This is a genomic window from Saccharothrix carnea (assembly GCF_003014735.1).
GTDB lineage: Bacteria > Actinomycetota > Actinomycetes > Mycobacteriales > Pseudonocardiaceae > Actinosynnema > Actinosynnema carneum.
This window is the reverse complement of record NZ_PYAX01000007.1, coordinates 1-24,446: the sequence shown is the minus strand read 5'-3', so window position 1 is coordinate 24,446 and position 24,446 is coordinate 1. Positions and strand designations below refer to the sequence as shown.

Sequence of the window (24,446 nt, the reverse complement as noted above, 5' to 3'; positions counted from 1 at the left end):
CTCCAAGTGTGGTGGTGATGGGGGTCACAGCCGAGACTGCTCTTCGTTGCCTCGTCAAACAACCCCCTCACTTGTGGATGGAGCCGTCCGTACGGGCCAGGCGCTCACCTCCCCCGCCCCAGCGCAGCGCGATGATCTCCGCGGCGATCGACACCGCCGTCTCCTCGGGCGTGCGGGCACCCAGGTCCAGGCCGATCGGGGACGCGAGCCCCGCCAGTTCACCCTCGGTCAGGCCCGCTTCGCGCAGCCGGCGCAGCCGGTCGTCGTGCGTGCGGCGGGAACCCATCGCGCCGACGTAGCCGAGCTTGAGGCGCAGCGCGACCTCCAGCAGCGGCACGTCGAACTTCGGGTCGTGGGTGAGCACGGCGACCACCGTGCGCTCGTCCAGCTTCCCCGCGTCGGCCTGCGCGGCGAGGTAGCGGTGCGGCCAGTCGACGACCACCTCGTCGGCGTCCGGGAACCGGCTCTTCGTGGCGAACACCGGGCGCGCGTCGCACACCGTGACGCGGTAGCCGAGGAACGCGCCGAGCCTGGCCACGGCGGCGGCGAAGTCGATCGCGCCGAACACCAGCATCCGGGGCGGCGGCTCGAACGAGTTGACGAACACGGCCATGCCCTCGCCGCGCCGCTGGCCGTCCGGCCCGTAGTGCAGGGTGCCGCTGCGGCCGGTGGCGAGCAGGCCGCGCGCGTCGTCGGCGATCGCGTCGCGCGCCCGGGCGGACGGGATGTCGCCGCTGACGCGGTCCGGCCAGACGATCAGGCGCCGGCCGACCCATTCGGGGTGTTCCACGATCGTGGCGATGGCCACCGGCTCCTGCGCTTGGACGGTGTGCAGGACCTCGGGCAGTTCGGGGAACGTGTCGCGGTTGACCGGCTCGACGTAGACGTCGATGATCCCGCCGCAGGTCAGGCCCACCGCGAACGCGTCGTCGTCGGTGACGCCGTAGCGCTGGAGGACGGGGCGGTCGTGCTCGACCACCTCCTGGGCCAGCTCGTAGACCGCGCCTTCGACGCAGCCGCCGGACACGCTGCCGACGACGGCGCCGTCCGCGCCGACCAGCATCGCCGCGCCGGGCGGGCGGGGCGCGGAGCTGAACGTGGCGACGACCGTGCCGACGCCGACGGTCTCCCCCCGGTCGACGCGGTCGGCCAGTTCGGCGAGGACATCACGCAAGTCGAACCTCCTCCAGCAGGGCGTGCAGGGTGTCGAGGCTGTGGCCGGCGAGCAGCCGGTCCACGTGCGGCAGGGCGGCGGCGATCCCGGACTGCACCGGCCGGTACCCGGCGTGACCGGCGTGCGGGTTGACCCAGACGACCTTGTGCGCGAAGCGTTTGAGCCGTTGGACCTGGTCGGCGAGCAGGGCCGGGTCACCGCGTTCCCAGCCGTCCGAGCAGATGACGACGACGGCCCGGCGGGCGGCGCCGCGTTGTCCCCAGCGGTCGAGGAAGACCTTGAGCGTCTCGCCGAGCCGGGTGCCGCCCTCGTAGTCGGGCACGGCGCGGGCGGCGGCTCGCAGTGCCTGCTCGGGGTCGCGGTGGCGGAGTTGGCGGGTGACGCGGGTCAGGCGGGTGCCGAGCGTGCAGACCTCGACGGGCATGCGGCGGGCGACGACGTGCGCGAAGCGGAGGAGGGCGTCGGCGTAGGGCTTCATCGAGCCGGACACGTCGATCAGCAGCACGACCTTGCGCGGACGGGTGGCGCGGCGGCGGTGCCGCGGCCGGGTGGGCTCGCCGGTGGCGAGCATGTCGCGGAGGGTGCGGCGGGCGTCGACCGCGCCTCGGCGGGCGGGGGTGCGGCGCAGGGCGCGGCGGGTCGGCGGGACCGGGTCGAGGACGGCCAGCAGTTCGTGCAGGTGCCGTTTCTCGGCGGGGCTGAGGGTGGCGATGTCCTTGCGCCGCAGCACTTCCACATCGCTGGCGGCGACTTTGAGGGTGGGCGACGGCCGGGCGTGCTTCGCCGTGCCGTTGCCGAGGGCGGCCAAGTGGCTGGTCTGGCGGGCGCGGTTGGCCGGCGGCGGCGGTGGTACCCCGCCGAACCAGGCCGCGAACGCCGCGTCGTAGCGGGGCAGGTCGTCGGGCTCGCCGCACAGCGTCACCCGGCCGGCCCAGTAGAGGTCCGCGCGCCGGGCGACGTCGAGGTGGTCGACCGCGGCGACGAACGCCTGCACCCGGTCGGGACCGCACGCGACGCCGCCGTGCCGGAGCGCGCGGGCGAACCCCACGAGCCCGGTCGTCGCGCCGGCTCCGGTCATCCCACGATTGTGCTCCCGGTCACGCCGCCGAGCACACCGGCTGAAAGGGCGCGCTGGGCGTCCTCCCGGTACTTCAGGACGGCACCGAGCGTGATCGCCGCCGTCTCCGCGTCCAGTTCCGTGCGGCCCAGGGCGAGCAGGGCTTCGGCCCAGTCCAGCGACTCGGCCACGCCCGGCGGTTTGAGCAGGTCGAGGTCGCGCAACCGCCGCACGGCCGACGCGACCTGGTGCGCGAGGCGTTCGGTGACGCCGGGCAGCCTGCGGCGCAGGATGGCGACCTCGCGGGGCAGGTCGGGGTGCTCCAGCCAGTGGTAGAGGCAGCGGCGCTTCAGGGCGTCGTGGACTTCGCGGGTGCGGTTGGAGGTCAGCACGACCAGGGGTGGGGTGGCGGCGGTGACGCGGCCGAGTTCGGGGATGGTGACGGAGTTCTCGCCGAGCACTTCGAGCAGGAACGCCTCGAACTCGTCGTCGGCCCGGTCCACCTCGTCGACGAGGAGGACGCACGGTGCGGTTTCGAGGGCTTGGAGGAGCGGGCGGGCGAGGAGGAAGCGGCGGGTGTAGAGGGAGGCTTCGGCCTGCTCGGCGTCGACGGGACCGGCGGCTTCCAGGGCGCGCAGGTGCAGGAGCTGGCGGGGGAAGTCCCAGTCGTAGAGGGCCTGGGTGGCGTCGATGCCCTCGTGGCACTGCAGGCGGATGAGGGGCAGGTCGAGGGCTCGCGCGAGGGCGACGGCGAGGGAGGTCTTGCCGGTGCCCGGCTCGCCTTCGCAGAACAGGGGGCGGTGCAGGCGCAGCGCCAGGAAGGCGGCGGTCGCGATGCCCTGGTCGGGCAGGTAGCCGACGCGGTCCAGTTGGGCGGCGAGCTCATCGGGCGTCACGCTCCCGAGCCTAAGCGCCCGCGTGTCCTGCGTTCCGAACACGCGTGTCCCACGTTCGCGTCGTGCGTGTCGAACGCTCAGGACCCGTGAGTTCAACGCTCAGAACGCGAGAGTCGTACGTTCGGAGCGCGAGAGTCCAACGTTCAAGGCACCTGAGTTCAACGCTCGGGTCCGGGCCGAGGCGGGCGATCTCAGGGGGAAGGTCCTGGTCACACCCTGAGCGGCCGGTCCGGGGGATGTCAGGGTGCGTCCCCGATGTTTCCGCGTTCGCGTCGGCGCAGTCTTGAGCCATGACGAACGACGTGCTGAACGAAGCCACTGCCAAGGTCAAGAAGTTCCGCCGCAGCCGGAACGACCGGATGGTCGCGGGTGTGTGCGGCGGCGCGGCCGAGATGCTCGGCGTGGACGCGGCGCTGCTGCGCATCCTGCTCGTCGCCGCCACGCTCTTCGGGGTCGGCGCCGGCGCGATCCTCTACCTGGCCTGCTGGATCCTGGTGCCCGAGAAGGACTGATCAGCGCGGGTGGCCGGGCACACCGGGGAGTGCCTGCCACGGTCGGGGGCCGTCGAGGGGGCGGTACTCGACGCCGAGTGCGTCGAGTCGCGGCAGGTGGTGTTGGGCCAGCCGGGTCAGGAACTCCGCCTCGTCGCGGTCGGCGGGGCTCCACACGACCTCGGCGAACGCGCACAGCCGGGGGAAGGCGGCGTAGTCGAGCCGTCGCGGCGAGTCGAGGTGTTCGGTCCACAGGTTCGCCTGCGCCCCGAGCACCCGGTCCGGGGGTTCGTAGCGGTAGACGTCCTCCAGGGTGGTGATCGTGCCGACCGGGATCGGCTCGTCGGGGTGGTCGGACTGCCGGTAGTCCAGGTACAGGTGCTCTTCCGGGCACATGACGACGTCGTGGCCGCGGTCCAGGGCGGTGCGGCCCGGTTCCTCGCCGCGCCACGACGCGATGATCGTGCGGGTCGGCAGGGGGCCGACGCCGAGGGCCTCGTCCCAGGCGAACGGCCGCCGTCCGCGCTGGTGCAGGTGTTGGGCGATGCGGCGGACGAACCGGCCGTCGCTGTTCACGGCCTCGTCACCGCCCAGGCCGACGACCTCGGACGGGAAGACGGCGAGCAGCTCGTCGAACACCTGCCGGTAGAAGTCCACTGTGGACTCGTCGGACCGCAGCACGTTCGGGTTGACGCCCCAGTCGGTCCAGACGCCGCCGCCGGAGACGCCCAGTTCCGGGTACGCCGCGATGGCCGCCTGGCTGTGCCCCGGCACGTCGACCTCCGGGACGACGGTGATGTGGCGCGCCGCCGCGTACGCGACGACTTCCCGCAGGTCGTCCTGGGTGTAGTAGCCGCCGTGGGGCCGTCCGGCCATCCCGCCGGAACGCCGGTCGCCGAACCGCGAGTCGGGCCGCCAGCCGCCGACCTCGTGCAGCCGGGGGAAGCGGTGCGACTCGAAGCGCCAGCCCTGGTCGTCGGTCAGGTGCAGGTGCAGCACGTTCAGCTTGTGCACGGCCAGCAGGTCGACGTACCGCAGCAGGTCGTGCTTGGGCAGGAAGTGCCGCGCCACGTCCAGCATCACGCCGCGCCACGCGAACCGCGGGTGGTCCTCGATCGCGCACACCGGCAGCGTGACCGGGCCGGGTGGCACGGCGCGGAACGCCGCCGGGCCGCTGAGCTGCCGCAACGTCTGCCGCGCGTAGAACTCCCCCGCGTCGTCGGACGCCTGGACGCGCACGCCGTCTGCCGACACGGACAGCCGGTAGCCCTCGGCGGGACCGGCGACGCGTTCGACCTGGAACGTGCCGTCGAACGGCACCTCGCCGTCACCGCGGGTGAACGACGCGGGACGAGGCAGGATCACGACTTCACCGCCCCGGCCAGGCCGGCGACCAGTCGCCGCTGCACGAGGACGAAGAAGATCAGCACCGGGATCGTCATCAACGTCGATCCTGCCATGATCGCGCCCCAATCGTTCTGGTCCGGTTTCACGAACACCTGCAGCGCCAGCGGCAGCGTCTGGTTCTCCGCCGCCGAGATGATGAACGTCTTGGCGAACAGGAAGTCGTTCCACGCGTGGATGAACGACAGCACGCTCGTCGCCACCAGACCGGGCGCCACCAGCGGGAACAGCACCTGCCACAGGAACCGGAACCGGGACGCGCCGTCCAGCGTCGCCGCCTCCTCCAGCTCCACCGGCACCGCCGCGACGAACCCGCGCAGCATCCAGATCGCGAACGGCAGGCTGAACGCCAGGTGCACCAGCACCAGCGAGCCCAGGTGGTTGAGCCCGAACACCGGCGCCACGTCCCGCACCGACTGCATGACGAAGAACAGCGGGATCGTCAACGCCTCGACCGGCACCATCTGCACCACCAGCAGCATGATCAGCAACGTGGTGCGGCTGCGGAACCGGAACCTGGTCAGCGCGGTGGCCGCCAGGAACGAGATCAGCAGGCTCAGCACCACCACCGCGACCGCCACCACCACGCTGTTGAGCAGGTAACGCCCGAAGCTCTGCACGGTCAACGCGCGCACGAAGCTGTCCAGCGTCGGCGCGAGCGTCCACGGCCGCGGGTCGGCCGAGATCACCTCCGCCTCCGGCTTCAGCGCCGTCAGCACCATCCAGTACAGCGGGAACGCCACCACGGCCGCGATCACGACCGTGACGCCCTCCGCCACGACCCGCCGGTTCACAGCGCCTCCCCGCTCCGCCGCAGCGCCCGCAGGTAGCCGAGGGTGACGAGCAGCAGCAACGCCGTCATCACCACGCCGATGCTCGCGCCGAGCCCGTACTCGGAGGCGGCGAACGCCTGCTGGTAGGCGTAGACGTTGAGCACCAGGTTGCGGCCCGCGATGCCGCCGCCGTTGGTCATGATGTAGATCTGGGTGAACACCTTGAAGTCCCAGATGATCGACTGGATGGTGACCACGATCAGCAGTGGCCGCAGCAGCGGCAGGATCACGCTGGTCGCCGTCCTGGTCGTGGACGCGCCGTCCAGCGCGGCGGCCTCCAGCACCTCGCCCGGGATCGCCTTGATCCCCGCGTACAGGGTGACCATGACGAACGGGAACGAGCACCAGATCACCTGTGCCGCGACCAGCCCGAACGCCAGCCACTTGTCGTAGGTCCAGGACATCCCGGTGGTGCCGAGCACCTCGTTGACGAACCCGAAGTTGGCGTCGAACAGGAACAGCCAGATCGTGGACCCGGCCACCGCGGGCGTCGCCCACGCGCCCAGCGCGGCCAGGAACAACGTCATCCGCGCCCACGTGCGGACCCTGGTGGCCAGCACCGCCAGCGCGGTGCCGACCACCAGGGTCCCGAGCACGCAGACCGCGGCGAACCCGATCGTCTGCCCGAGCACGGCCCAGAACCTGTCCTGCGACAGCAGGTTCGCGTAGTTGCCCAGGCCCAGGAAGGTCAGCGGCGCGCCACCGCTGACCTGCTCCTGGCCGTAGTCGAACAGGGAGATCAGCACGAGCTGGTAGATCGGGTAGCCCATCAGCCCGACCAGCACCAGCAGCGCGGGGGCGAGGTAGGCGAACGCGATCCGCCCGTCGCCCTTGGCCGTTCGCATCGTCATGCTCTTGTCCCTTGATCGTCTACGACGAAGCGAAGGCGGCGTTCATCTCGTCGGCCGCGGACTTGGCCGCCTTGTCGAGGTCTTCGCCACCGGCGGCGACCTGCTGCAACAGCGTCGGCAGCACGGCCTGGGCGTCGATCTTGGCCCAGTTCGGCGTGACCGGCACGAACCGCGTGCCCGCGTCCAGGGTCTTGATGAACGGCTCCAGCACGGGGTTGGCCTCGGCGACCTCGGCCTGCACGTCGCCGAACGTCGGCAGGTTGCCCATCGCGTCGAACATCTTGCGCTGGTACTCCTTGCCGCCGAGCAGCCGCAGGAACTCGGTGGCCAGCGTCTTGCGCTCGCTGCCCTTCAGCACGCCGAGCAGGTTGCCGCCCGCGAACGCCGGCGCGATCTCACCGGCCTTCTTGCCGGGCAGCGGCACGACCGCGTACTTGCCCGCGGCGGCGGAGGCGTCGACCGACTTGCGGTTGAAGTCGCCGCCGACGACCATCGCCGCCTTGCCCGCCCGGAACGCCTCCACGCTGGCGTCGCCGCCGTTGCCCGCGCACTGGGCGGGCGGGCAGATGTCGTCCGCGATCAGCTCGGTGTACTGGCGCAGGCCCGCCTTCGACTCGGTGCTGTCGATCGCGGCGACGTACTTGTCGCCGTCCTTGCGGGCGATGTCGCCGCCGTTGGCCCACACGAACGGCATCGCGCCGTAGGTGTACTTGCCGCCGGCGGAGATGCCGAGCAGGTCCGGCTTGGCGGCGCGGATCCGGCGGGCCAGCGGTGCGATCTCGTCCAACGTGGCCGGTGGCTGGAGGTTGAGCTCCTGGAACACGTCGGTGCGGTAGTAGAGCGCGCGCACGCCGACGTACCAGGGCACGCCGTAGACCTTGCCGTCCACCTTGCCGGTGTCGAGCACGGCGGGCAGCAGGTCCTTCGCCTCGTCCCACGTGCCGAGGTCCAGCTCGGCGAACCCGCCGCCCGCGACGTAGCCCGCCAGGTCGGTGTTGCCGAACTCGGCGACGTCGGGCGCGCTCTGGGGGTCGCTGAACGCGGCCTTGAACCGCTCGGCGCGGGTCTGCACCTGGATGTACTGGACGTCGACCGTGACGCCTTGGTGCGCCTGCTCGAACTCGGTGACCGCCTCCTTGACAACCGCCTCCTTCGGACCCCGGTTGACCTCGTCGAACAGCCAGACCCTCAGCTGCCCCACCTGCTCGTCACCACCGGCGGGCGCCGAGCCGGACTGGACCGGGGCGCACCCGGCCAGCACGACGGCGCCCACGACGGCTGCTACTGCGAACCGCATCTCGCCCACCTTTCCGGTGTGTCGCACCCCAGTATCGTTGCGTAATCTGCAACGGCCATTTCATGGGAAGCAACGGCGATGCTAATGTCGCGACGGCAAGCGGTCTAGACCAGATTCGCCCAGGTCCGGACGGCGTCGGCGGAGAGCGGGGCGTCCCACCCGCCTGGCCGGACCGCGCCACCGACGTGGAACCCCGTGACGCCAAGGGCTTTCAACGGCGCGACGTGCTCCGCCTTGAGCCCGCCGCCGACCAGCAACCGCACCTCGTCCTGCCGTGCGGCCAACCGTTCCAGCACAGCGAGGCCGTCCGCGACCCCGCGCGCGCTGCCCGCCGCGAGCACCGTGTCGCAGCCCAAGCCCGCGACGACGGCCCACGCCGCCTCCGGGTCCACCGAGTTGTCCAGCGCGCGGTGGAACGTCCACGCGCAGCCGTCCAGCTCCGCGACCAGGGCCGCGCACGCCGCCTCGTCCACCCGTCCGCCGGCGTCGAGGAAGCCGAGCACGAACTCCTCCGCGCCCGCCTCCCGCAGCGCCGCTGCGTCCCTCCGCAGCCCGTCGAGGTCGCCGGGTGCGAACCCGGGCGCGTCGCGCAGCATGACCCGGACCGGCAGATCGGTCGCGGACAGCACGTCGCGCAGCACGGTGACCGGCGGCGTCAGCCCGTCCGCGGCCATGTCGACGGTGAGTTCCAGCCGGTCCGCGCCACCGGCCTGCGCGGCCTCGGCGTCGGTGGCGTCCAGTGCGATGACCTCAAGCATGGTCTGGACCATAGCCGTGACGAGTGCGCGGACGTCGTGAGTGAACTGTTAATGCGAGGCGGTGTATCCAGCGTAGAACTACTCACTCCTTACCTAATGACCGATCCTTGACCCCGCTGAGGAGGCCGCCTTGAGCGCCGATCCGCAACGCGCCGGTGAACCGCGGTTCGCCGGTGGGGACGAGCCGGTCGGGGAGTTCCGCTGGACGGACGACCCGCACGACGCGCCACCGACGCCGCCGACCGGCCACCACCAGGGACGACACGTCCCGGTGCGCGCCGACGGCACGGCCGTGGCCGTCAGCTGAGCCGCTGGGGGAGGAACGGTGGTGGTCGGTCGGCTTCGAGGGGTGCCGATCGGCGGCCGCTGCGATGGGGGGAGGCGGTCCGCGGTGCGAGGGGGGCATCGCGGACCGCCGCCGCGCCGGTGACGGCGCAGGTGTGTGACGATCAGCTTCGGCTGGGGGACGCCGAGAAGGAGGTGACGACGTGGGAGAACTGCGCACGGCCGGTGAGCGCCCACCGTGGGAAGGGCTCGACGGGACGGACCGGCACGCGGCTTGCGTCGTTGCCGCGCGCGACGGTGACCGCAGGGCGTTGGACGTGCTGGTCGCCGACCTGACGCCGCTGGTGTGGCACGTTGCCCGAGGACACGGGCTGGACCGCAGCACCGCGGAGGACGTGGTGCAGACGGTCTGGCTCGCGCTGCTGCGGCACCTCGACCGGCTGGTCGAGCCGCGCGCGCTGGCCGGGTGGCTGGTCGTCGCGACCCGCCGCGAGGCACAACGGACCTGGACACCGGCTCGCCGTGAAGCGGCGCTGAGCGACGAGCTGGCGGAACAACTGGAGAGCGAGTACGGCCTGCCCGAGGACGCCGCCCTGGTCGACGACCGGGACCACCGGCTGTGGCGGGCCTTCGGCCGTTTGTCGCAGAAGTGCCAGGAACTTCTGCGGCTCACCGTGCTGGCCGGCCGGGCGGAGTACCGCGCGGTCGCCGAAGCACTGTCCATGCCACGAGGCAGCATCGGCCCCACCCGGGGTCGGTGCCTGACCATGCTGCGCACACATCTCGACGCGGAAGGAGGATCGCGGTGAACGACATCGACCCGCGCGATGACCGCAGAGGCCAAGAGGACACCGCTGTCCTCACAGAACTGAACCGCCTGGTGTACGAGTTGGACGCGCCCCCGGCGGGGCTCGTCGAACGCATCCAGTTCGCGGTGGCACTGGAGAACCTGGACGTCGAGGTAGCCCGCTGGGAACGTGCGGGCTCGTTCGCGGGGGTGCGCGGTGGCAGCCCCGGCACCATCACGTTCACGGTGGACAACCTGACGTTGATGGTGAACTTCACCTCCATCGGCGCGCGGCACCGCATCGACGGCTGGCTCGTGCCCGCCGGCGAGCACACCGTCGAGGTGAGGGTGGCCGAGCACGAGTCGAGCACCACCAAAGCCGACGACGGCGGCCGGTTCGTGCTGTCCGACGTGCCGGCGGGCACCACGCAGATCGTGGTGCACCTGGTGAACTCCCGGGGTGAGCCGGGGCGGACCGTCGTGACGCCGACGATCATGTTGTGACGCCGCGCTTGGTCGTGGCGCCGCGCCTGGTCGTGGCGCCGCGCCGTCGCCCGTTCGAGTGGTTCCGGGCGAGAACTTTCTGCGATCACACCGGCCCACCGTTGGGGTGAATCGGAGGGTCAGAAGGCTCCGATCAACGCCCCGGCGGCACTCACCGCAACCGTGTGCGTGGCGAACCCCGACTCGGTCGCCACGTGCAGCAGGAACCCTGTCGGCTCGGCCAGGTACCCGACCTGCTGGTCCGCGCGGAGGGTCAACGACGTCTGGCGGTAGGTGCTCGGTGCCACGGCCACCGCCGTGCCCGCGAACGGCACGCTGATCGGCCGGTGCACGTGCCCGGCCAGGACGCGGGCGACGTTGCCGTGACGCTGGAGCACCTCACCCAACGCCGGGCCGTCCGCCAGGCGCATGCCGTCGAGGAACGGGATGCCGACCGCCACCGGCGGGTGGTGCAAGCACACGAAGGCCGGCACCTCGGGCCGCCGGGAGAGCACGTCGTCCAGCCACGACAACTGCTCTTCGCCGAGCCGCCCGGCCGGCCCGTCCGGCCGCCACGAGTCCAACGCGACCACGGTGAACCCGGGGTGGGCCACCTCGTAGTGCGCCGAATCCCCGCCGCCGAGGAACGACGTCCCCCCGAACACCTCGACCAACGCCGCCGGGTCGTCGTGGTTACCCGTCGTCAAGTACAACGGCAACGGAAACCGCCCAACCACCTCCCGCAACTGCTCGTACGCCCCGACCTGCCCGTACTCTGTCAGGTCACCGGTGATCACCACACAATCCGGCCGCGGGTCCAACGCCAACACCCGCCCCAACGCGAGCCTCAACAACGCCGCCGGCTCGGCCGCCAACGCGTCGGTCCGCAAGTGCGGATCGCTCAAGTGCGCGATGAGCACCTGATCACTCCCATCCTCAGCCCTGCCGGAACCCCGGCAAACTCGTGACCCAACCCCACCACGCGCTCCGCCTTGCGCCGCGTTCGCGCCGTAGCCAATCGCGATGGCGCCGCGGCGGCCGTGCGGCATCGCTGGCAACCGTCGCACGGCCGTGCATCGCAGTGGCGCGGGGGTGCGGCGGCAGGGGTGCGGGTGTCGTAACGAGCCCGGCGGCCGGCAGCTGCGGCAGTGCCCGACCCGCCCGACCCGGGCGTTGGTCGGGCGGATCGGCTCGTGACGCGGTTGTGGGTCCTGACGCGCGCCGGCCGCACCGATTCCCATGCCGCTGGGTGGGGTCGGTGGCCCGTGGACAAGCGGCGGGCGTGGAGTGCCACAGACCGGTCCGCGGCGGCTCTGTGGGCACCGCGGCCCGGCGGCTGTGGGCTCAGCCACCGCGGGCTCTGGCGGCGAGGCCAGGGCTCCGGGGTCAGCGGCGGCGCAGTCGGCAGCAGCGGGGCGGGGCGGCGGGGCGCGGCGGCGGCGGGGCGGCGCGGTGGGCCGGGTCGGCGCGGCCGGAGCGGGGGCGGGGTCGAAGGGCGGGAGCGGAGGGGCGGAGTTGAGGGCCGGGGTTGGACCGCGCCTGGTCGGGCCGGTCTGGTCGGTAGGGCTCGCGGACTGGTGGGTGGCGGGAGCCAGTGGGTACCGGGTGCCAGCGGGTCGTGGGTGGGCAGCGGGTCGTGAGGCCAGGCAGGGCGCGGGTTGTGGGCCAGCCGGGGTCGTGGGGTCGGATGACCAGCGCGGCGGCTGGGGGCGGCCAGGCGGGTTGGTGGGCGGGGCAGGCGGGTGGGGCAGGCAGGTAAGTGGGTGAGTGGGGCAGGCGGGCGGGTGGGCAATCGGGTGGGCGGGTTGGTGGGTGGGCGGGTTGGCGGGGTAGGCGGGCAGGTGGGGTGGTTCGGGGTTCCGTCTCGTTTCAACCGAGGGGCGGTAACGGTGTTTCCGTACACTTCTTGGTCGATCTCACCCGATCGTGTTTGCCTGGTCCCGGCTTACCGCAGGTGGGGATGGCGAAGGGCCCGGGTCCGCCGAGGCGGAGCCGGGCCCTTCGTGACTTCGGCCGATCAGACCTGGGTCAGGTGACCTGGTCGATCAGAAGTCCATGCCGCCGGCGTCCGGGACGGCCGGGGCAGCGCCCGCCTTCTCCGGCTTGTCCGCCACCACGGCCTCCGTGGTGAGGAACAGGGCGGCGATCGACGCGGCGTTCTGCAGCGCCGAACGGGTGACCTTGGTCGGGTCCGGCACGCCGGCCGCCAGCAGGTCCTCGTACACGCCGGTCGCGGCGTTGAGGCCGTGGCCCACGGGGAGACCCTTGACCTTCTCCACCACGACACCGCCCTCGAGGCCGGCGTTGACGGCGATCTGCTTCAGCGGCGCCTCGACGGCGACCTTGACGATGTTCGCGCCCGTCGCCTCGTCACCCTCCAGGTTCAGGCCCTGGAACGCGATCTCGGCGGCCTGCAGCAACGCGACGCCACCACCGGCGACGATGCCCTCCTCGACGGCGGCCTTCGCGTTGCGAACGGCGTCCTCGATGCGGTGCTTGCGCTCCTTGAGCTCCACCTCGGTGGCGGCGCCGGCCTTGATCACCGCGACACCGCCGGCGAGCTTCGCCAGGCGCTCCTGCAGCTTCTCGCGGTCGTAGTCGGAGTCCGACTTCTCGATCTCCGCGCGGATCTGGTTGACGCGACCCTGGATCTGCTCCGGGTCACCGGCACCCTCGACGACCGTGGTCTCGTCCTTGGTCACGACGACCTTGCGCGCCTTGCCCAGCAGCGACAGGTCGGCGTTCTCCAGCTTGAGGCCGACGTCCTCGGTGATGACCTGGCCACCGGTGAGGATGGCGATGTCCTGCAGGATCGCCTTGCGGCGGTCGCCGAAGCCGGGCGCCTTGACGGCGACGGACTTGAACGTGCCGCGGATCTTGTTGACGACCAGCGTGGCCAGGGCCTCGCCCTCGACGTCCTCGGAGATGATCAGCAGCGGCTTGCCGCCCTGCATGACCTTCTCCAGCAGCGGGAGCAGGTCCTTCACCGACGAGATCTTCGAGCCGTAGAGCAGGATGTACGGGTCCTCGAGGACCGCTTCCTGGCGCTCGGGGTCGGTCACGAAGTAACCGGAGATGTAACCCTTGTCGAAGCGCATGCCCTCGGTGAGCTCGAGCTCGAGCCCGAGAGCGTTGCTCTCCTCGACGGTGATGACACCTTCCTTGCCGACCTTGTCCATCGCCTCCGCGATGAGCTCGCCGATGGTCGAGTCGCCCGCGGAGATGGACGCCGTGGCGGCGATCTGCTCCTTGGTCTCGACCTCCTTGGCGGTCTTCAGCAGCTGCTCGGTCACGGCCTCGACGGCCTTCTCGATGCCGCGCTTGAGGCCGAGCGGGTTGGCGCCCGCGGCCACGTTGCGCAGACCCTCGCGGACCAGAGCCTGGGCGAGCACGGTGGCGGTCGTGGTGCCGTCACCCGCGACGTCGTCCGTCTTCTTCGCCACTTCCTTGACGAGCTCGGCCCCGATCTTCTCCCACGGGTCCTCGAGCTCGATCTCCTTGGCGATGGAGACGCCGTCGTTGGTGATGGTCGGCGCGCCCCACTTCTTCTCGAGCACGACGTTGCGGCCCTTGGGGCCGAGCGTCACCTTGACGGCGTCGGCGAGAATGTTCATGCCACGCTCGAGACCGCGGCGGGCATCCTCGTCGAACGCGATCATCTTGGCCATTGCGGTGTGTTCCTCCGCCTGATTACGAATGGGGCCACTGCGGACGCGCGCCCGCAGCGGAACACGGTGCTTCGGCCAGGCTCGGTGCCCGCGACGGACGACCAGCCCCCTGGAGGGGACGGGCCTCACCGTCCCAGCCTGCGTGTTGGCACTCAGGTGGTCCGAGTGCCAATACCGTGTTTAGCACTCGACGGAGGAGAGTGCAAGAAGAGGTGGTCAGCGGGACGTGCGAACGGACACGCTCGTGGGCAGCGGCTTGCCGCTGGTCGTGCCCCCGACCTCGATGGACTGGCTGGAACCGCCGTTGCCGGCCGGTCGCGGAGGTTCATCCTTCGGCGTGAGGATCACCACGAGGATGACGATGAGCACGATCGCGACCGCGCCCGCGATCACGGGCGCGAACCACGCCGGCCGCGACTTGCCCGTCTTGGTGAACGCGCTGGCGCCGACCTGGGCGGGCGGCCGCAGCCGGACGGGCTCCTGCAGGAACCCGGGCTGCTGTTGCTGCTGGTAGGGCGGCCGGTACTGGCCCTGCTGCTGCGGCGGCACGGGCACGCCACCGGTCTGCGGACCCATCGGCATCGGACCGGAGTCGGCGCGGCGGGGCGGCGGCGCGCCCTGCACGGCACCTGACAGCGCGGCCCGGGCGGCGTTGACCAGCTCGGCGCACGAGCCGTACCGCTGGTTCGGGTCCTTGGCGGTGCCCTTGCGCAGCACGTCGTCGATGGCGGGCGGCAGCGACACCACCGACGTCAACGACGGGATCTCGGCGCCGAGGTGGCCCTGGATGACGTCCTGCACGCTGCCCTGGAACGGCGGGCGCCCGGACAGGCACGCGTAGACCATGCACGCGAGCGCGTACTGGTCGGTGCGGCCGTCGAGCGGTTCGCCGCGCAGGTGCTCGGGCGCGGCGTAGGTGGGTGAGCCGAGGAAGTCGCCGGTGCGGGTGCGGTGCCCGGTGGCGCCGCGCCGGGTGAGGCCGAAGTCGGCGAGGTAGACGTGCTCGCCCGCGGCTTCCTTGGTGGTGACCAGCACGTTGGCCGGTTTCACGTCGAGGTGGACCAGGCCCTTGCCGTGCAGCATGTCGAGCGCTTCGGCGACCTGGCCGAGCAGCGTCAGGGTGCGCGCGGGCGAGAGCGGGCCGTCCTTGATGTGGGAGGCGAGGTCCTGGCCGTCGACCAGCCGCATGGCGATGTAGAGCAGCCCGTCGACCTCGTCGAAGTCGTAGAGCGGCACGATGTTGGCGTGGTCGATCGCCGAGGTGTTGCGCGCCTCGTCGACGAACCGCTCCCGGAACTCGGCGTCCGCGGTGAGGTGTTCGCCGATGACCTTCAGGGCGACCTTGCGACCGAGCCTGACGTCCGTGGCCTTGTAGGTCACGCTCATGCCACCGCGGCCGAGCACCCCGTCGATCCGGTAGTGGCCCAACCGTCGCCCGCTCAGGTCCTCCGACACGCGACGGAGCCTAACGTCCGTGTACAGGGGCTTACACGGGGTTCCCGTCAAACGGACCAGACGGGCCGGACGGACCGGGTGGACCCGGGTGGGCCGGTCGGACGCGGACCGGTCGGATCAGGAGGAGGTGGCCCGACCCGCCGCGGCGGTGGCGGGTCGGGCGGAGGTCACGATGCCTTGCGCACGTCCGATGCCTGGCTGCGGCCGTCGCGCCCTGCCTGGATCTCGAACTCCACGCGGTCGCCCTCGGCCAGCGTCCGGAAGCCTTCCATCTGGATCGCCGAGTAGTGCACGAACACATCCGGCCCGCCGTCGGCGGCGATGAATCCGTACCCCTTCTCCGAGTTGAACCACTTGACCGTGCCGACAGCCAAGACGTCCTCCTTCGAGAAATACCTTGAGCAAACCGCCACGCTAGAGGCACGAGGGGGTTCGCCGATACCTCCTTATGGAGTCATGAGCGGACGCTGAATCCGTTGTCGCGCAACCAACTGACGAGTCCTCGCGGGCTGCGGGTCCGGGTGAGCACCAGACCGGGTCCGGCGAAGTCGAGGACCAGCCCTTCGCCATTCCGCACGGATTGGGGCGCGTCCGGGGAAACGGCGCGCAACCGGGACTGCACGGTGTCGGCGAACGCGACCACGTGGCCGCTCGCGACGGTGACCAGCTCGCCGGGTTCGAGGGTGACCACGTCGAGGGTGCCGTAGCAGCTGAGCACGACGGGCCCGGTGCCGAACGCGTAGGTGAGGAAGCCGTGGTCACCGCCGTGCAGGGCGCGCACGGGCGGCGCGGCCGGGTCGAGGCGGGCGGTGGCGGCGCAGGCGAGCCAGCTGTCGCGGGCGACGCACCAGCCCGTGGTGGCGTCGAGCTCGAGCACGTGCAGGTCGCCGGGCAGGGGTGGTGCGACGTCCACCCAGCCGCCTTCGGGCCCCGCGGTGCACAGCGCGGCGCTGACGCCGGGCGACTTGGCGCGGCTGTCGACGGCGACGCCGTAGCTGGTGGCGAGCAGCGAGGATCGCTCGACCACCACCGGCTCACCGGGTGCCAGGACGAGTCGGGCCACCCCGAACGTGGGGGTGTGGCGGGTCCGGACCTGCAACTTTCCCCCTGTCGTGATCAGCCGGTTGGAGCAGTCTGCCACGGGCGCGGCAGGATGTGTCCCGTGTCGAACACGCTGACCCGAGTCGCTGATCACAAGGCCCGCGTCGCCGGGCTGGTCGGGCGGATGCCGGTGGTGGACCTGGAGGTGGCCGACTGCCTCGGTCTGGTGCTGGCGCAGGACGTGGTCGCGCCGGTGCCGCTGCCGCCGTTCGACAACTCGGCGATGGACGGTTACGCGGTGCGTGCCGCCGATCTGGCGTCGCTGCCGGCGGAGTTGCCGGTGGTGGAGGACATCCCGGCGGGGCGGACGTCGTCGGCGGCGTTGGCGCCCGGCACGGCGCACCGGATCATGACGGGCGCGCCGGTGCCCGCCGGTGCGGACGCCGTGGTGCAGGTGGAGTGGACCGACGGCGGCACGTCGGTGGTGCGGGTGGACCGGCCGGTGGTGGTCGGCCAGAACGTGCGGCGGATGGCGGACGACGTGGCCGTGGGCACGACGGTGCTGCGCGCGGGCACGGTGCTGGGTCCGGCGCAGCTGGGGTTGGCGGCGGCGCTGGGGTTCGGGTCGCTGCCGGTGCGGCGCAGGCCGCGGGTGCTGGTGCTGTCGACGGGGTCGGAGCTGGTGGGGCCCGGTGCGGTGTTGGAGCCGGGGCAGATCTACGAGTCGAACGGCGTGATGTTGGCGGCGGCGGTGCGCGAGGCGGGCGGTGAGGCGGAGCTGCTGCGGTTCGTGCCGGACGACGTCGAGCGGTTCCACGCGGCGATCGCGCCGCGGTTGGCGGATGTGGACCTGCTGCTCACGTCAGGTGGCGTGAGCGCGGGGGCGTACGAGGTGGTGAAGGACGCGTTCACCGGCCGCGGGGTGGAGTTCACGAAGGTCGCGATGCAGCCGGGCGGGCCGCAGGGCGCGGGGCGCTACCAGGGCGTGGCCGTGGCGACGCTGCCCGGGAACCCGGTGAGCGCGCAGGTGTCGTTCGAGGTGTTCATCCGGCCGGCGCTGCGGGCCGCGATGGGGTTCGAGCGGGTGGAGCGGCCGGGCGCGGTGGCCCGGTTGAGCGCGCCGGTCACCTCGCCGGCGGGGCGCACGCAGTTCCGGCGTGGCGCGTACGACCCGGAGTCCGGGCAGGTGGTGACGCCGGTCGGCGGGCCCGGGTCGCACCTGCTGTCGGCGTTGGCGGTCAGCAACTGCCTGATCGAGGTGCCGGAGGACGTGACGGAGCTGGCGGCGGGCGACGAGGTGGCGGTCCGCTTCCTGCACGGGGAGTGACCCGGGCTCGACCGTCCGGCGTTGATCACGGGTGTGACGCGGCTTACACTTGGGATGATCGGAGATCCGGTCAGTCCGTGCGTTCGTCGGGGGACGCACGGGCGGGCCGGACGAGGGCCGGCGCGAACGCGTAGCGTGTGGCGGGCCGGAAGCACTGCCCTGACACGGAAGAGCCATGACCGTCGATCGCGACAAGCACAGTGGTGCCGTCTCCCACTTCCTCGAGCTCGCCCGGGGGATCGTCCCCCCGATGCACCCCGCGGGCCGTCCCTTCGTGGCGGGCGCTGCCGTCGCGACACTGCTGCTGCGCAGGTACTCCAAGCGCGCCGGTGTCGTCGGCGGCCTGCTGACCGCGTGGGTCGCCTGGTTCTTCCGCGAGCCCAAGCGCACCACGCCCACCCGGCCCGACATCGCGGTCGCGCCGGCGGACGGCACCGTGTCGCACGTGGTCGAGGCCGTGCCGCCGGTCGAGCTCGGGCTCGGCGCCGCGCCGATGACCCGGATCAGCGTGTTCCTGTCGGTGTTCGACGTGCACGTGCAGCGCGTGCCCGTGCCCGGTCTGGTGCGGCAGGTGTCGTACCGGCCAGGCAAGTTCCTGTCCGCCGACCTGGACAAGGCCAGCGAGGACAACGAGCGCAACACGGTGTGGCTGAGCACGCCGTCCGGGCACGACGTGGTGGTCGTGCAGATCGCCGGGCTGGTGGCGCGGCGGATCGTGTGCGAGGTCGTCGAGGGCGACAAGGTCGAGGTCGGGCAGACCTACGGCCTGATCCGGTTCGGCTCCCGGGTCGACCTGTACGTGCCCACCGGTAGCCGGGTGCTGGTCGAGGCCGGGCAGCGCACGATCGGCGGCGAGACGGTGCTCGCCGAGCTGCCCGCCGCTTCTTCGGAGGGCTGAGCCGATGGCTCCGAGCGGGCCGGGGATCAGGCTGCTGCCGAACGCCATCACGGTGCTCGCGATGTGCGCGGGGCTGTCGGCGGTGCACTTCGCCATGGTCGGGATGTGGGGTGCGGCGATCGGGTCGATCGCCGCGGCGGCCGTGTTCGACGGGTTGGACGGGCGGATCGCCCGGCTGCTCGACGCGACCAGCAAGATGGGCGCCGAACTGGACTCGCTGGCCGACGCGATCTCGTTCGGCGTCGCGCCCGCGCTGGTGATCTACGTGTGGAAGTTCGGCGGCGACCGGCAGGGGTGGGTCGTCGCGTTGATCTTCGCGGTGTGCATGGTGCTGCGGCTGGCGCGGTTCAACACCCTGCTGGACGTCGAGCAGCCGCCGTTCGCGAAGGAGTTCTTCGTCGGCGTTCCGGCGCCGGCGGGCGGGTTGTTGCTGCTGCTGCCGTTGATCCTGGACGAGCAGCTGGGCCGGCCCGGGTGGTGGTCGAGTTCGGTGGTCGTGGCCGTGTGGACGGTCGGGGTCGCGTTGCTGCTGGTGAGCCGCATACCGACGCTGTCGGTGAAGACCATCAAGGTGCCGCCGCGGCTCGTGGCGCCGTTGCTGGTGCTGGTCGGGCTGCTGGCGGCGGCGGTGATCACGTTCCCGTTGGTGGCGCTGAGCACGGCGTTGCTGGTGTATCTCGCCCACCTGCCGTACTCGGTGCGCCGGTACCGGTGGCTGGCGAAGCACCCGGAGGCGTGGTCGGTGCCGGCGGCGGACCGGCGTGCGATCAAACGGGCGCACGGCGTGGCGGCGCGGCGGTTGGGGTTGCGCCAGCCGCTGGGCGGTCGGGTCGCGGGTGCCGCGATGCGTGCCGTGCGGCGGCCCCGGCGGGCGGTCGACCCGACGCAGATGGCGGCGGAGACCAACGGACAGCCGAGGTCCGGCAAGCGCCGGGGATGGCGGCAGATCGGCCTGCGCCGGCATGATCGCCTGTAACTCGCTACACTGGTCCTGACCTGCTGTTTCAGACGGTTACACGGTTCACGATCGGGTGATCCTCGGACCGACTACGAACAGAAACACCGTTATCGGTACGCTCGGACGTCGGTTGAAACAACGAGGCCGGCAACCAACCCCCGCCCCGCGCCGAACACCACCGGTCCCACCCCGGTCCCCGGCACCGCGAGCCGACCGGCGAACGCAGCACCGGCCGGCAGCAATACCCACAGCCGCCACCCGCCCGCCGCTACCGACCACAGCCGAGTACAGCCCGCCGCCGCTGGCCGCCGAGCACGACCGCCCGCGACCGACCGGTCGCGCGGATGCGCCGCCCGCCGCGGAGCACGGCCGCCCGCGACCGACCGGTCGCGCGGATGCGGCGGCGCGGCCGGTGACGGGCCCCGCCGACCCGGCGACGACCGGCCAGCCAGCCGACCGGCCGTCGCGACGGAACGGACCCGCAATCGACCGGCCACGGTGCGGTGGAGCGGGTGTGCGGCGAGCAACCGACAGGCGTTGATGATCGCCGGGGCCGTCGGCCGGCGGCCCCGGCGGCAGGTGCGGGGCCTCGGCGGAGCCTGCGGCTTAGTCGTCCTCGTCGTCGGCGAACGGGTCTTCCGAGGTCGCCGGGTCCCACGACAGGCCCGGCACGCCCCAGCCGTTGGCCTTCAGCATCTTCTTCGCCGCCCGCTTGTGCCGTCCCACCAACCGGTCGAGGTAGATGACGCCGTTCAGGTGATCCGTCTCGTGCTGCAGGCACCGCGCGAAGAACCCGGTGCCCTCGACCTCGACGGGCTTGCCGTCACCGTCGAACCCCGTCACCTTCGCCCACGTCGCCCGCCCAGTCGGGTAGGACTCGCCCGGCGCGGACAGGCAGCCCTCGTAGTCGTCGTCCGGGTCCGGCATGCCCAGCGGGACCTCCGACGTCTCCAACGTCGGGTTCACCACCACGCCCCGATACCGCACACCCTCGTCGTCGGGGCAGTCGTACACGAACAACCGCAGGTCGAGCCCGATCTGGTTGGCCGCCAAGCCGACACCGCGCGCCGCCGCCATCGTCTCGTACATGTCGTCGATCAACGTGCGCAGCGCCTCGTCGAACACCTCGACCGGGCGGGTCGGGTGGTGGAGCACGGGATCTCCGGCGATCCGGATCGGGTGAACTGCCATGGCGTGCAGCCTAACGGCGCGTCACACAGGACGCGCCGACCGATGAGCGGACCCACGCGAAGATCACGTGATGTAATGGCACCCACGCACGGGACACGGCTGAGGAGCCAGATGGACGCCGCAGAGGCACTGGCGCCGGCGGAGGGGCCGGACGACGGTTTGAACGACCGGGAGCGCGAGATCCTGGCCTTCGAACGCCAGTGGTGGAAGTACGCGGGTGCGAAGGAACAGGCCGTCCGGGAGCTGTTCGACATGTCCGCGACGCGCTACTACCAGCTGCTCAACGCGTTGATCGAGAAGGAAGAGGCGTTGGCCGCCGATCCGATGTTGATCAAGAGACTGCGCAGGTCCCGCTCCGGCAGGCAACGCGCCCGCGCGGCGAAGCAGCTGGGCGTCGAGCGCCGATGACGAACCCGGAACAGCCCGCGGGCCCCGCGCACCCGGCACGTGCCGCGGGCTACGCGCTGCTCGGCGTGGCCGTCATCGCCCTGGTCATCGGCCTGGTCAGCCTGTTCACCGGCGGCACCGACGACGATCCGCCCGCCGCGCAGTCGACCCCGCCGTCGACCACCACCTCGGGCACCTCGGACACGTCGGACACGTCGGTCGGCTCGCCGACCCCGTCCGGTGAGCCGACCGCCCCGTCGTCGGAGACGTCACCGCCCGCCGGCACCACGACCGCGCCCACGACGTCCCCCAACCCGGGCGGAACGACGACGGCGACGGAAACGCCGCCGCCACCCGTGAGCACGACGCCCAAGCTGCCGGTGCGCATCTACAACAACAGCACCACCCAGGGCCTGGCCGCCCGCGCGTCGGGTGACGTCGAGAAGGCCGGGTGGCAGGTCGCCGAGCGGGGCAACTACTCCCAGGGCACGATCTGGACCACCACGGTCTACTTCCGCCCCGGCACCGACGAGGAAGCCTCGGCTCGCGAACTGGCCCGCGTCCTCAACGCTCGCGTCGAGCCCCGGTTCGACGGCATCCAGAGCGCCCAACCGGGGATCATCGTGATCGTGACCAACGACTACAAGGGCCCGTCCGGCAAGGTTTCGTAGCCCTCCCCTACCGTTCGCGCGACTTGGCGTAGGCGGCGAGGGTGGCCAGTTGCGCCGGGTCCAACGACGGTCGGACCGCCGTGCGTGCGGTCGCCAGGTGGGCGCCCGTCACCTCCGGCGCGGACAGCGACTCGCGCATCGCGGTCAACGCGGCCTCGCGGATCAGCGCCGCGCAGTCCGCCGCCGAGTACCCGTCCAGGTCCCCGGCCAGCGCGTCCAGGTCCACGTCCGACGCCAACGGCGTGTTCCGCGACGACGCCCGCAGGATCTCGGCCCGCGCGTCGGCGTCCGGCGGCGGCACGTACACCAGGCGCTCCAGCCTGCCCGGCCGCAGCAACGCGGGGTCGACCAGCTCGGGCCGGTTCGTCGCGCCGAGCACGATGACGTCCCGCAGCGGCTCGACGCCGTCCAACTCGGTGAGCAGCGCCGCGACGACCCGGTCCGACACGCCGGAGTCGGACGACTGGCCGCGTCGGGGCGCCAGCGCGTCGACCTCGTCCAGGAACACCATCGCGGGTGCGGCTTCGGCCGCCCGCCGGAACAGCTCGCGCACCGCCCGTTCGGACTCGCCGACGAACTTGTCCATCAGCTCGGCGCCCTTGACCGACAGCACGTTCAGCCTGCCGGTGCCCGCCAATGCGCGCACCAGGAACGTCTTCCCGCACCCGGGCGGCCCGTAGAGCAGGAGGCCGCGCGGTGGTGCGACGCCCAGTCGGGCGAAGGAATCCGGGTACTGCAACGGCCACAGCGCGGCTTCGGTGAGCGCCTGCTTGACCTCGGTCATGTCGCCGACGTCGTCCAGGGTCAGCCCGCCGGTGCGCAGGGTGTCCGAAGTGGACATGGAGATCGGGCGGACGGTTTCCAGTGCTCCCACCAGGTCCGCTTGTCCGACTCGGGGTTCGTCGGCGTCCCGTTGCCGCAACGCGGCCCGGAGTGCGGCTTCCCGGCGCAACGCCACCAGGTCCGCCGCGACGAAGCCGGGCGTGCGGTCCGCGATGGCGCCGAGGTCCACATCGGACTCCACGGGCACGTCGCGCAGCAGGACGCGCAGCAACTCGGTCCGCGCCTTGCTGTCGGGCAACGGGAGCACGAGTTCGCGGTCGACCAGTTCAGGGACCCTCAGTCGGGGGTCGATCGCTTCGGGGTGTGCGCTGGTGACGACCAACGCCACCCCGTCCGGCCGTCCGCGCAGGGCGTCCAGCACGACGGTCGCCACCGGTGGTGCCGAGGCGGCGGGCAGCAACGCCTCGACGTCGGTCAGCAGCAGCGCCGCCGGCGCTTGTCGTTGGGCTTGCGCGAGTGCGTCGACGACCCGCTGCGCCGCCGCGTTCGCCTCCAGCACCGCGATGCTCGGTGCGGCGACTTCGACGACCGTGGCCTTCGCGCCTTGGGCGACGGCGCGCACGAACGTCGCCTTGCCGACCCCTTCCGGCCCGCTGACCAGGGCGGCCAAGCGCGGCACGGCACCGAGTCGGGCCAGCAGTTCGGGGTGGCTGAACGTCAGGTCGAACCACTCGGCCAACCGCTTCGCGGCCTCTTGCTGGCCGACCAGGTCCGCGACCGGCACGGCGGGCGTCACGACCTCGACCGCGCTGCTCGTCGCCACCGGTCCCGCGCTCGCCGTCGCCGCCGCCTGGACCGTGCCGCCGCCTCCCGACACGACCGCGGGCACGTCACCCGTTCGTGCGCCGTCACGCCAGCCGACCACCGTCGACGGCTGCACCGCCACCGGCCCGCCCGCGGGGTCGGCGGAGGTGATGGTGAGCAGTTCGTTGGTCCACGTCATGCCGATGGCGTTGGACAGCTTGCTGCGCGTGGCGGTCACGTCCGCGCCGGGTGGTGGGGCCAGGTCCTGCGGCAGGAGGGAGACCGCGTCGCCGACTGTCAGCACTTTGCCGGTGAGGGCCATGCGCAGCGTTTCGGGGGTCAGCGACGTGCTGGCCAACCGCGACCCGGCCACGATCACCGTGCGTGCGGCGGCGACGTCCACGGGTGCCACCACCACCTCCGCGCCTTCCACGACGCCGAGGTTCGACAGCGTCACGTCGTCCACCAGCACCACGCCGGGCGGGCCGTCGCCGGCGGTCGCGGCGGCCAGGGCGGCACTCACCCGGGCACCGGTCAGGCGCACCGCGTCCCACGCGCGCAGGCCGAGCGCGTCCAACACCTCGGGGTGGAGCCGCACCACGCCGCGACGGGTGTCCAGGGCGGAAGGGGACAGGCGGGCGGTCAACGTGATCACGGGGGTGAGCGTAGTTGGGGTGGGCGGTCGATGGCGCGCGGTCGGACAGGGTCGGCCCGGGTCGAGGCCCAGGGGCGCTGGTGGGCGGCCGGTGGCGCGCGGGGTCGACTCCGGACGGTCGACCGGCGGGTTGGACGCGGGCCGGCCCGGCATCTGGGCAGCGCGAGCCCGGGAAGCCGGGACGGGTGACGGCGGGCCGGGTAGCGCGGCGTACGGCGGTGGCGGGCGGCGGCGAGTGGGCGGGCAGGCGTGGCGGTGGCGGCGGGCGGTCGCGGCGGGCGATGGCGGCGGT

General features: G+C 72.1%; 25 protein-coding genes. 10 read left to right on the top strand and 15 right to left on the bottom strand.

Annotated features, from left to right (window positions below; translation table 11 throughout):
* Positions 1-67: 67 nt before the first annotated feature.
* Genes B0I31_RS21090 through B0I31_RS21080 form a run of 3 tightly spaced genes read right to left on the bottom strand, consistent with a single transcriptional unit; the run spans position 68 to position 3,127 of the window.
* A complete protein-coding gene (locus B0I31_RS21090; protein WP_106617103.1) occupies positions 68-1,174 on the bottom strand; it encodes an XdhC family protein in 1,107 nt (368 codons plus the stop codon).
* Positions 1,167-2,252 (bottom strand): vWA domain-containing protein, encoded by a 1,086-nt coding sequence (locus B0I31_RS21085; protein ID WP_106617102.1) that lies wholly within the window; start codon positions 2,250-2,252, stop codon positions 1,167-1,169. The genes B0I31_RS21090 and B0I31_RS21085 overlap by 8 nt, the downstream gene beginning before the upstream one ends.
* On the bottom strand, positions 2,249-3,127 hold the full coding sequence (locus B0I31_RS21080; RefSeq protein WP_245950185.1) for an AAA family ATPase: 879 nt from the start codon (positions 3,125-3,127) through the stop codon (positions 2,249-2,251). The genes B0I31_RS21085 and B0I31_RS21080 overlap by 4 nt, the downstream gene beginning before the upstream one ends.
* Positions 3,128-3,417: 290 nt before the next feature.
* On the opposite strand from B0I31_RS21080, the gene B0I31_RS21075 reads away from it, so the two are divergent.
* Positions 3,418-3,639, top strand: a complete 222-nt coding sequence (locus tag B0I31_RS21075) for a PspC domain-containing protein (RefSeq protein ID WP_106617100.1) — start codon at positions 3,418-3,420, stop codon at positions 3,637-3,639.
* Here B0I31_RS21075 and B0I31_RS21070 read toward each other — a convergent pair whose 3' ends face one another.
* The 5 genes from B0I31_RS21070 to B0I31_RS21050 form a co-directional block, all read right to left on the bottom strand.
* Positions 3,640-4,983, bottom strand: a complete 1,344-nt coding sequence (locus B0I31_RS21070; RefSeq protein WP_106617099.1) for a beta-N-acetylhexosaminidase — start codon at positions 4,981-4,983, stop codon at positions 3,640-3,642.
* The gene (locus B0I31_RS21065; protein ID WP_106617098.1) at positions 4,980-5,816 is read right to left on the bottom strand and encodes a carbohydrate ABC transporter permease; all 837 of its coding nucleotides are present in this window, start codon (positions 5,814-5,816) and stop codon (positions 4,980-4,982) included. Before B0I31_RS21065 ends, B0I31_RS21070 begins: the two co-directional genes overlap by 4 nt.
* Positions 5,813-6,700, bottom strand: coding sequence for a carbohydrate ABC transporter permease (locus tag B0I31_RS21060; RefSeq protein ID WP_106617517.1), 888 nt, complete (start codon positions 6,698-6,700; stop codon positions 5,813-5,815). The genes B0I31_RS21065 and B0I31_RS21060 overlap by 4 nt, the downstream gene beginning before the upstream one ends.
* Positions 6,701-6,725: 25 nt before the next feature.
* A complete protein-coding gene (locus B0I31_RS21055) occupies positions 6,726-8,003 on the bottom strand; it encodes an extracellular solute-binding protein (protein WP_106617097.1) in 1,278 nt (425 codons plus the stop codon).
* Between the two features lie 104 nt (positions 8,004-8,107).
* Positions 8,108-8,761 (bottom strand): copper homeostasis protein CutC, encoded by a 654-nt coding sequence (locus tag B0I31_RS21050; protein WP_245950183.1) that lies wholly within the window; start codon positions 8,759-8,761, stop codon positions 8,108-8,110.
* Positions 8,762-8,891: 130 nt separating this feature from the next.
* Here B0I31_RS21050 and B0I31_RS40720 point away from each other — a divergent pair, with 130 nt between their 5' ends.
* The 3 genes from B0I31_RS40720 to B0I31_RS21040 all read left to right on the top strand — a co-directional run bounded on the left by B0I31_RS40720 (position 8,892) and on the right by B0I31_RS21040 (position 10,337).
* Complete coding sequence (locus B0I31_RS40720; RefSeq protein WP_181320272.1) at positions 8,892-9,068, top strand: hypothetical protein; 177 nt, start codon at positions 8,892-8,894, stop codon at positions 9,066-9,068.
* Between the two features lie 181 nt (positions 9,069-9,249).
* Positions 9,250-9,855, top strand: a complete 606-nt coding sequence (locus tag B0I31_RS21045) for an RNA polymerase sigma factor (RefSeq protein WP_053718676.1) — start codon at positions 9,250-9,252, stop codon at positions 9,853-9,855.
* Between the two features lie 59 nt (positions 9,856-9,914).
* A complete protein-coding gene (locus tag B0I31_RS21040; RefSeq protein ID WP_380736080.1) occupies positions 9,915-10,337 on the top strand; it encodes a carboxypeptidase regulatory-like domain-containing protein in 423 nt (140 codons plus the stop codon).
* A gap of 119 nt (positions 10,338-10,456) precedes the next feature.
* Here the strand turns inward: B0I31_RS21040 and B0I31_RS21035 are convergent, their stop codons facing one another.
* The 5 genes from B0I31_RS21035 to B0I31_RS21015 all read right to left on the bottom strand — a co-directional run bounded on the left by B0I31_RS21035 (position 10,457) and on the right by B0I31_RS21015 (position 16,538).
* Positions 10,457-11,236 carry a phosphodiesterase gene (locus B0I31_RS21035; RefSeq protein WP_219910750.1) on the bottom strand — a complete coding sequence of 260 codons (780 nt, stop codon included), beginning with the start codon at positions 11,234-11,236 and terminating at the stop codon, positions 10,457-10,459.
* 1,125 nt (positions 11,237-12,361) lie between these two features.
* On the bottom strand, positions 12,362-13,984 hold the full coding sequence (gene groL / locus B0I31_RS21030; protein WP_106617094.1) for a chaperonin GroEL: 1,623 nt from the start codon (positions 13,982-13,984) through the stop codon (positions 12,362-12,364).
* Positions 13,985-14,200: 216 nt separating this feature from the next.
* Positions 14,201-15,439, bottom strand: a complete 1,239-nt coding sequence (locus B0I31_RS21025; protein ID WP_106617093.1) for a serine/threonine-protein kinase — start codon at positions 15,437-15,439, stop codon at positions 14,201-14,203.
* A 167-nt stretch (positions 15,440-15,606) separates the two neighbouring features.
* Positions 15,607-15,813 (bottom strand): cold-shock protein, encoded by a 207-nt coding sequence (locus B0I31_RS21020; RefSeq protein WP_033432301.1) that lies wholly within the window; start codon positions 15,811-15,813, stop codon positions 15,607-15,609.
* An 80-nt stretch (positions 15,814-15,893) separates the two neighbouring features.
* Positions 15,894-16,538, bottom strand: a complete 645-nt coding sequence (locus B0I31_RS21015) for an AIM24 family protein (RefSeq protein WP_106617092.1) — start codon at positions 16,536-16,538, stop codon at positions 15,894-15,896.
* Positions 16,539-16,592: 54 nt separating this feature from the next.
* On the opposite strand from B0I31_RS21015, the gene moeA reads away from it, so the two are divergent.
* The 3 genes from moeA to pssA all read left to right on the top strand — a co-directional run bounded on the left by moeA (position 16,593) and on the right by pssA (position 19,681).
* Positions 16,593-17,807 carry a molybdopterin molybdotransferase MoeA gene (gene moeA / locus B0I31_RS21010; protein WP_106617091.1) on the top strand — a complete coding sequence of 405 codons (1,215 nt, stop codon included), beginning with the start codon at positions 16,593-16,595 and terminating at the stop codon, positions 17,805-17,807.
* Between the two features lie 175 nt (positions 17,808-17,982).
* Entirely contained in the window at positions 17,983-18,705 is a 723-nt protein-coding gene (locus B0I31_RS21005) for a phosphatidylserine decarboxylase (protein WP_106617090.1), read from the top strand.
* Positions 18,706-18,709: 4 nt separating this feature from the next.
* Positions 18,710-19,681, top strand: a complete 972-nt coding sequence (gene pssA, locus B0I31_RS21000; protein ID WP_106617089.1) for a CDP-diacylglycerol--serine O-phosphatidyltransferase — start codon at positions 18,710-18,712, stop codon at positions 19,679-19,681.
* A gap of 588 nt (positions 19,682-20,269) precedes the next feature.
* Here the strand turns inward: pssA and B0I31_RS20995 are convergent.
* A complete protein-coding gene (locus B0I31_RS20995) occupies positions 20,270-20,854 on the bottom strand; it encodes a peptide deformylase (RefSeq protein ID WP_106617088.1) in 585 nt (194 codons plus the stop codon).
* Positions 20,855-20,965: 111 nt separating this feature from the next.
* Here B0I31_RS20995 and B0I31_RS20990 point away from each other — a divergent pair, with 111 nt between their 5' ends.
* Positions 20,966-21,262: a DUF3263 domain-containing protein gene (locus B0I31_RS20990; RefSeq protein WP_181320271.1), complete on the top strand. Its 297-nt coding sequence runs from the start codon at positions 20,966-20,968 to the stop codon at positions 21,260-21,262.
* Entirely contained in the window at positions 21,259-21,912 is a 654-nt protein-coding gene (locus tag B0I31_RS20985; protein WP_106617086.1) for a LytR C-terminal domain-containing protein, read from the top strand. Before B0I31_RS20990 ends, B0I31_RS20985 begins: the two co-directional genes overlap by 4 nt.
* 7 nt (positions 21,913-21,919) lie before the next feature.
* Here B0I31_RS20985 and B0I31_RS20980 read toward each other — a convergent pair whose 3' ends face one another.
* Entirely contained in the window at positions 21,920-24,154 is a 2,235-nt protein-coding gene (locus tag B0I31_RS20980; protein WP_245950181.1) for an AAA family ATPase, read from the bottom strand.
* 91 nt (positions 24,155-24,245) lie between these two features.
* On the opposite strand from B0I31_RS20980, the gene B0I31_RS41210 reads away from it, so the two are divergent.
* Positions 24,246-24,446, top strand: a 201-nt coding sequence (locus B0I31_RS41210; RefSeq protein ID WP_219910767.1) for a hypothetical protein, incomplete at its 3' end; no start/stop codon positions are given.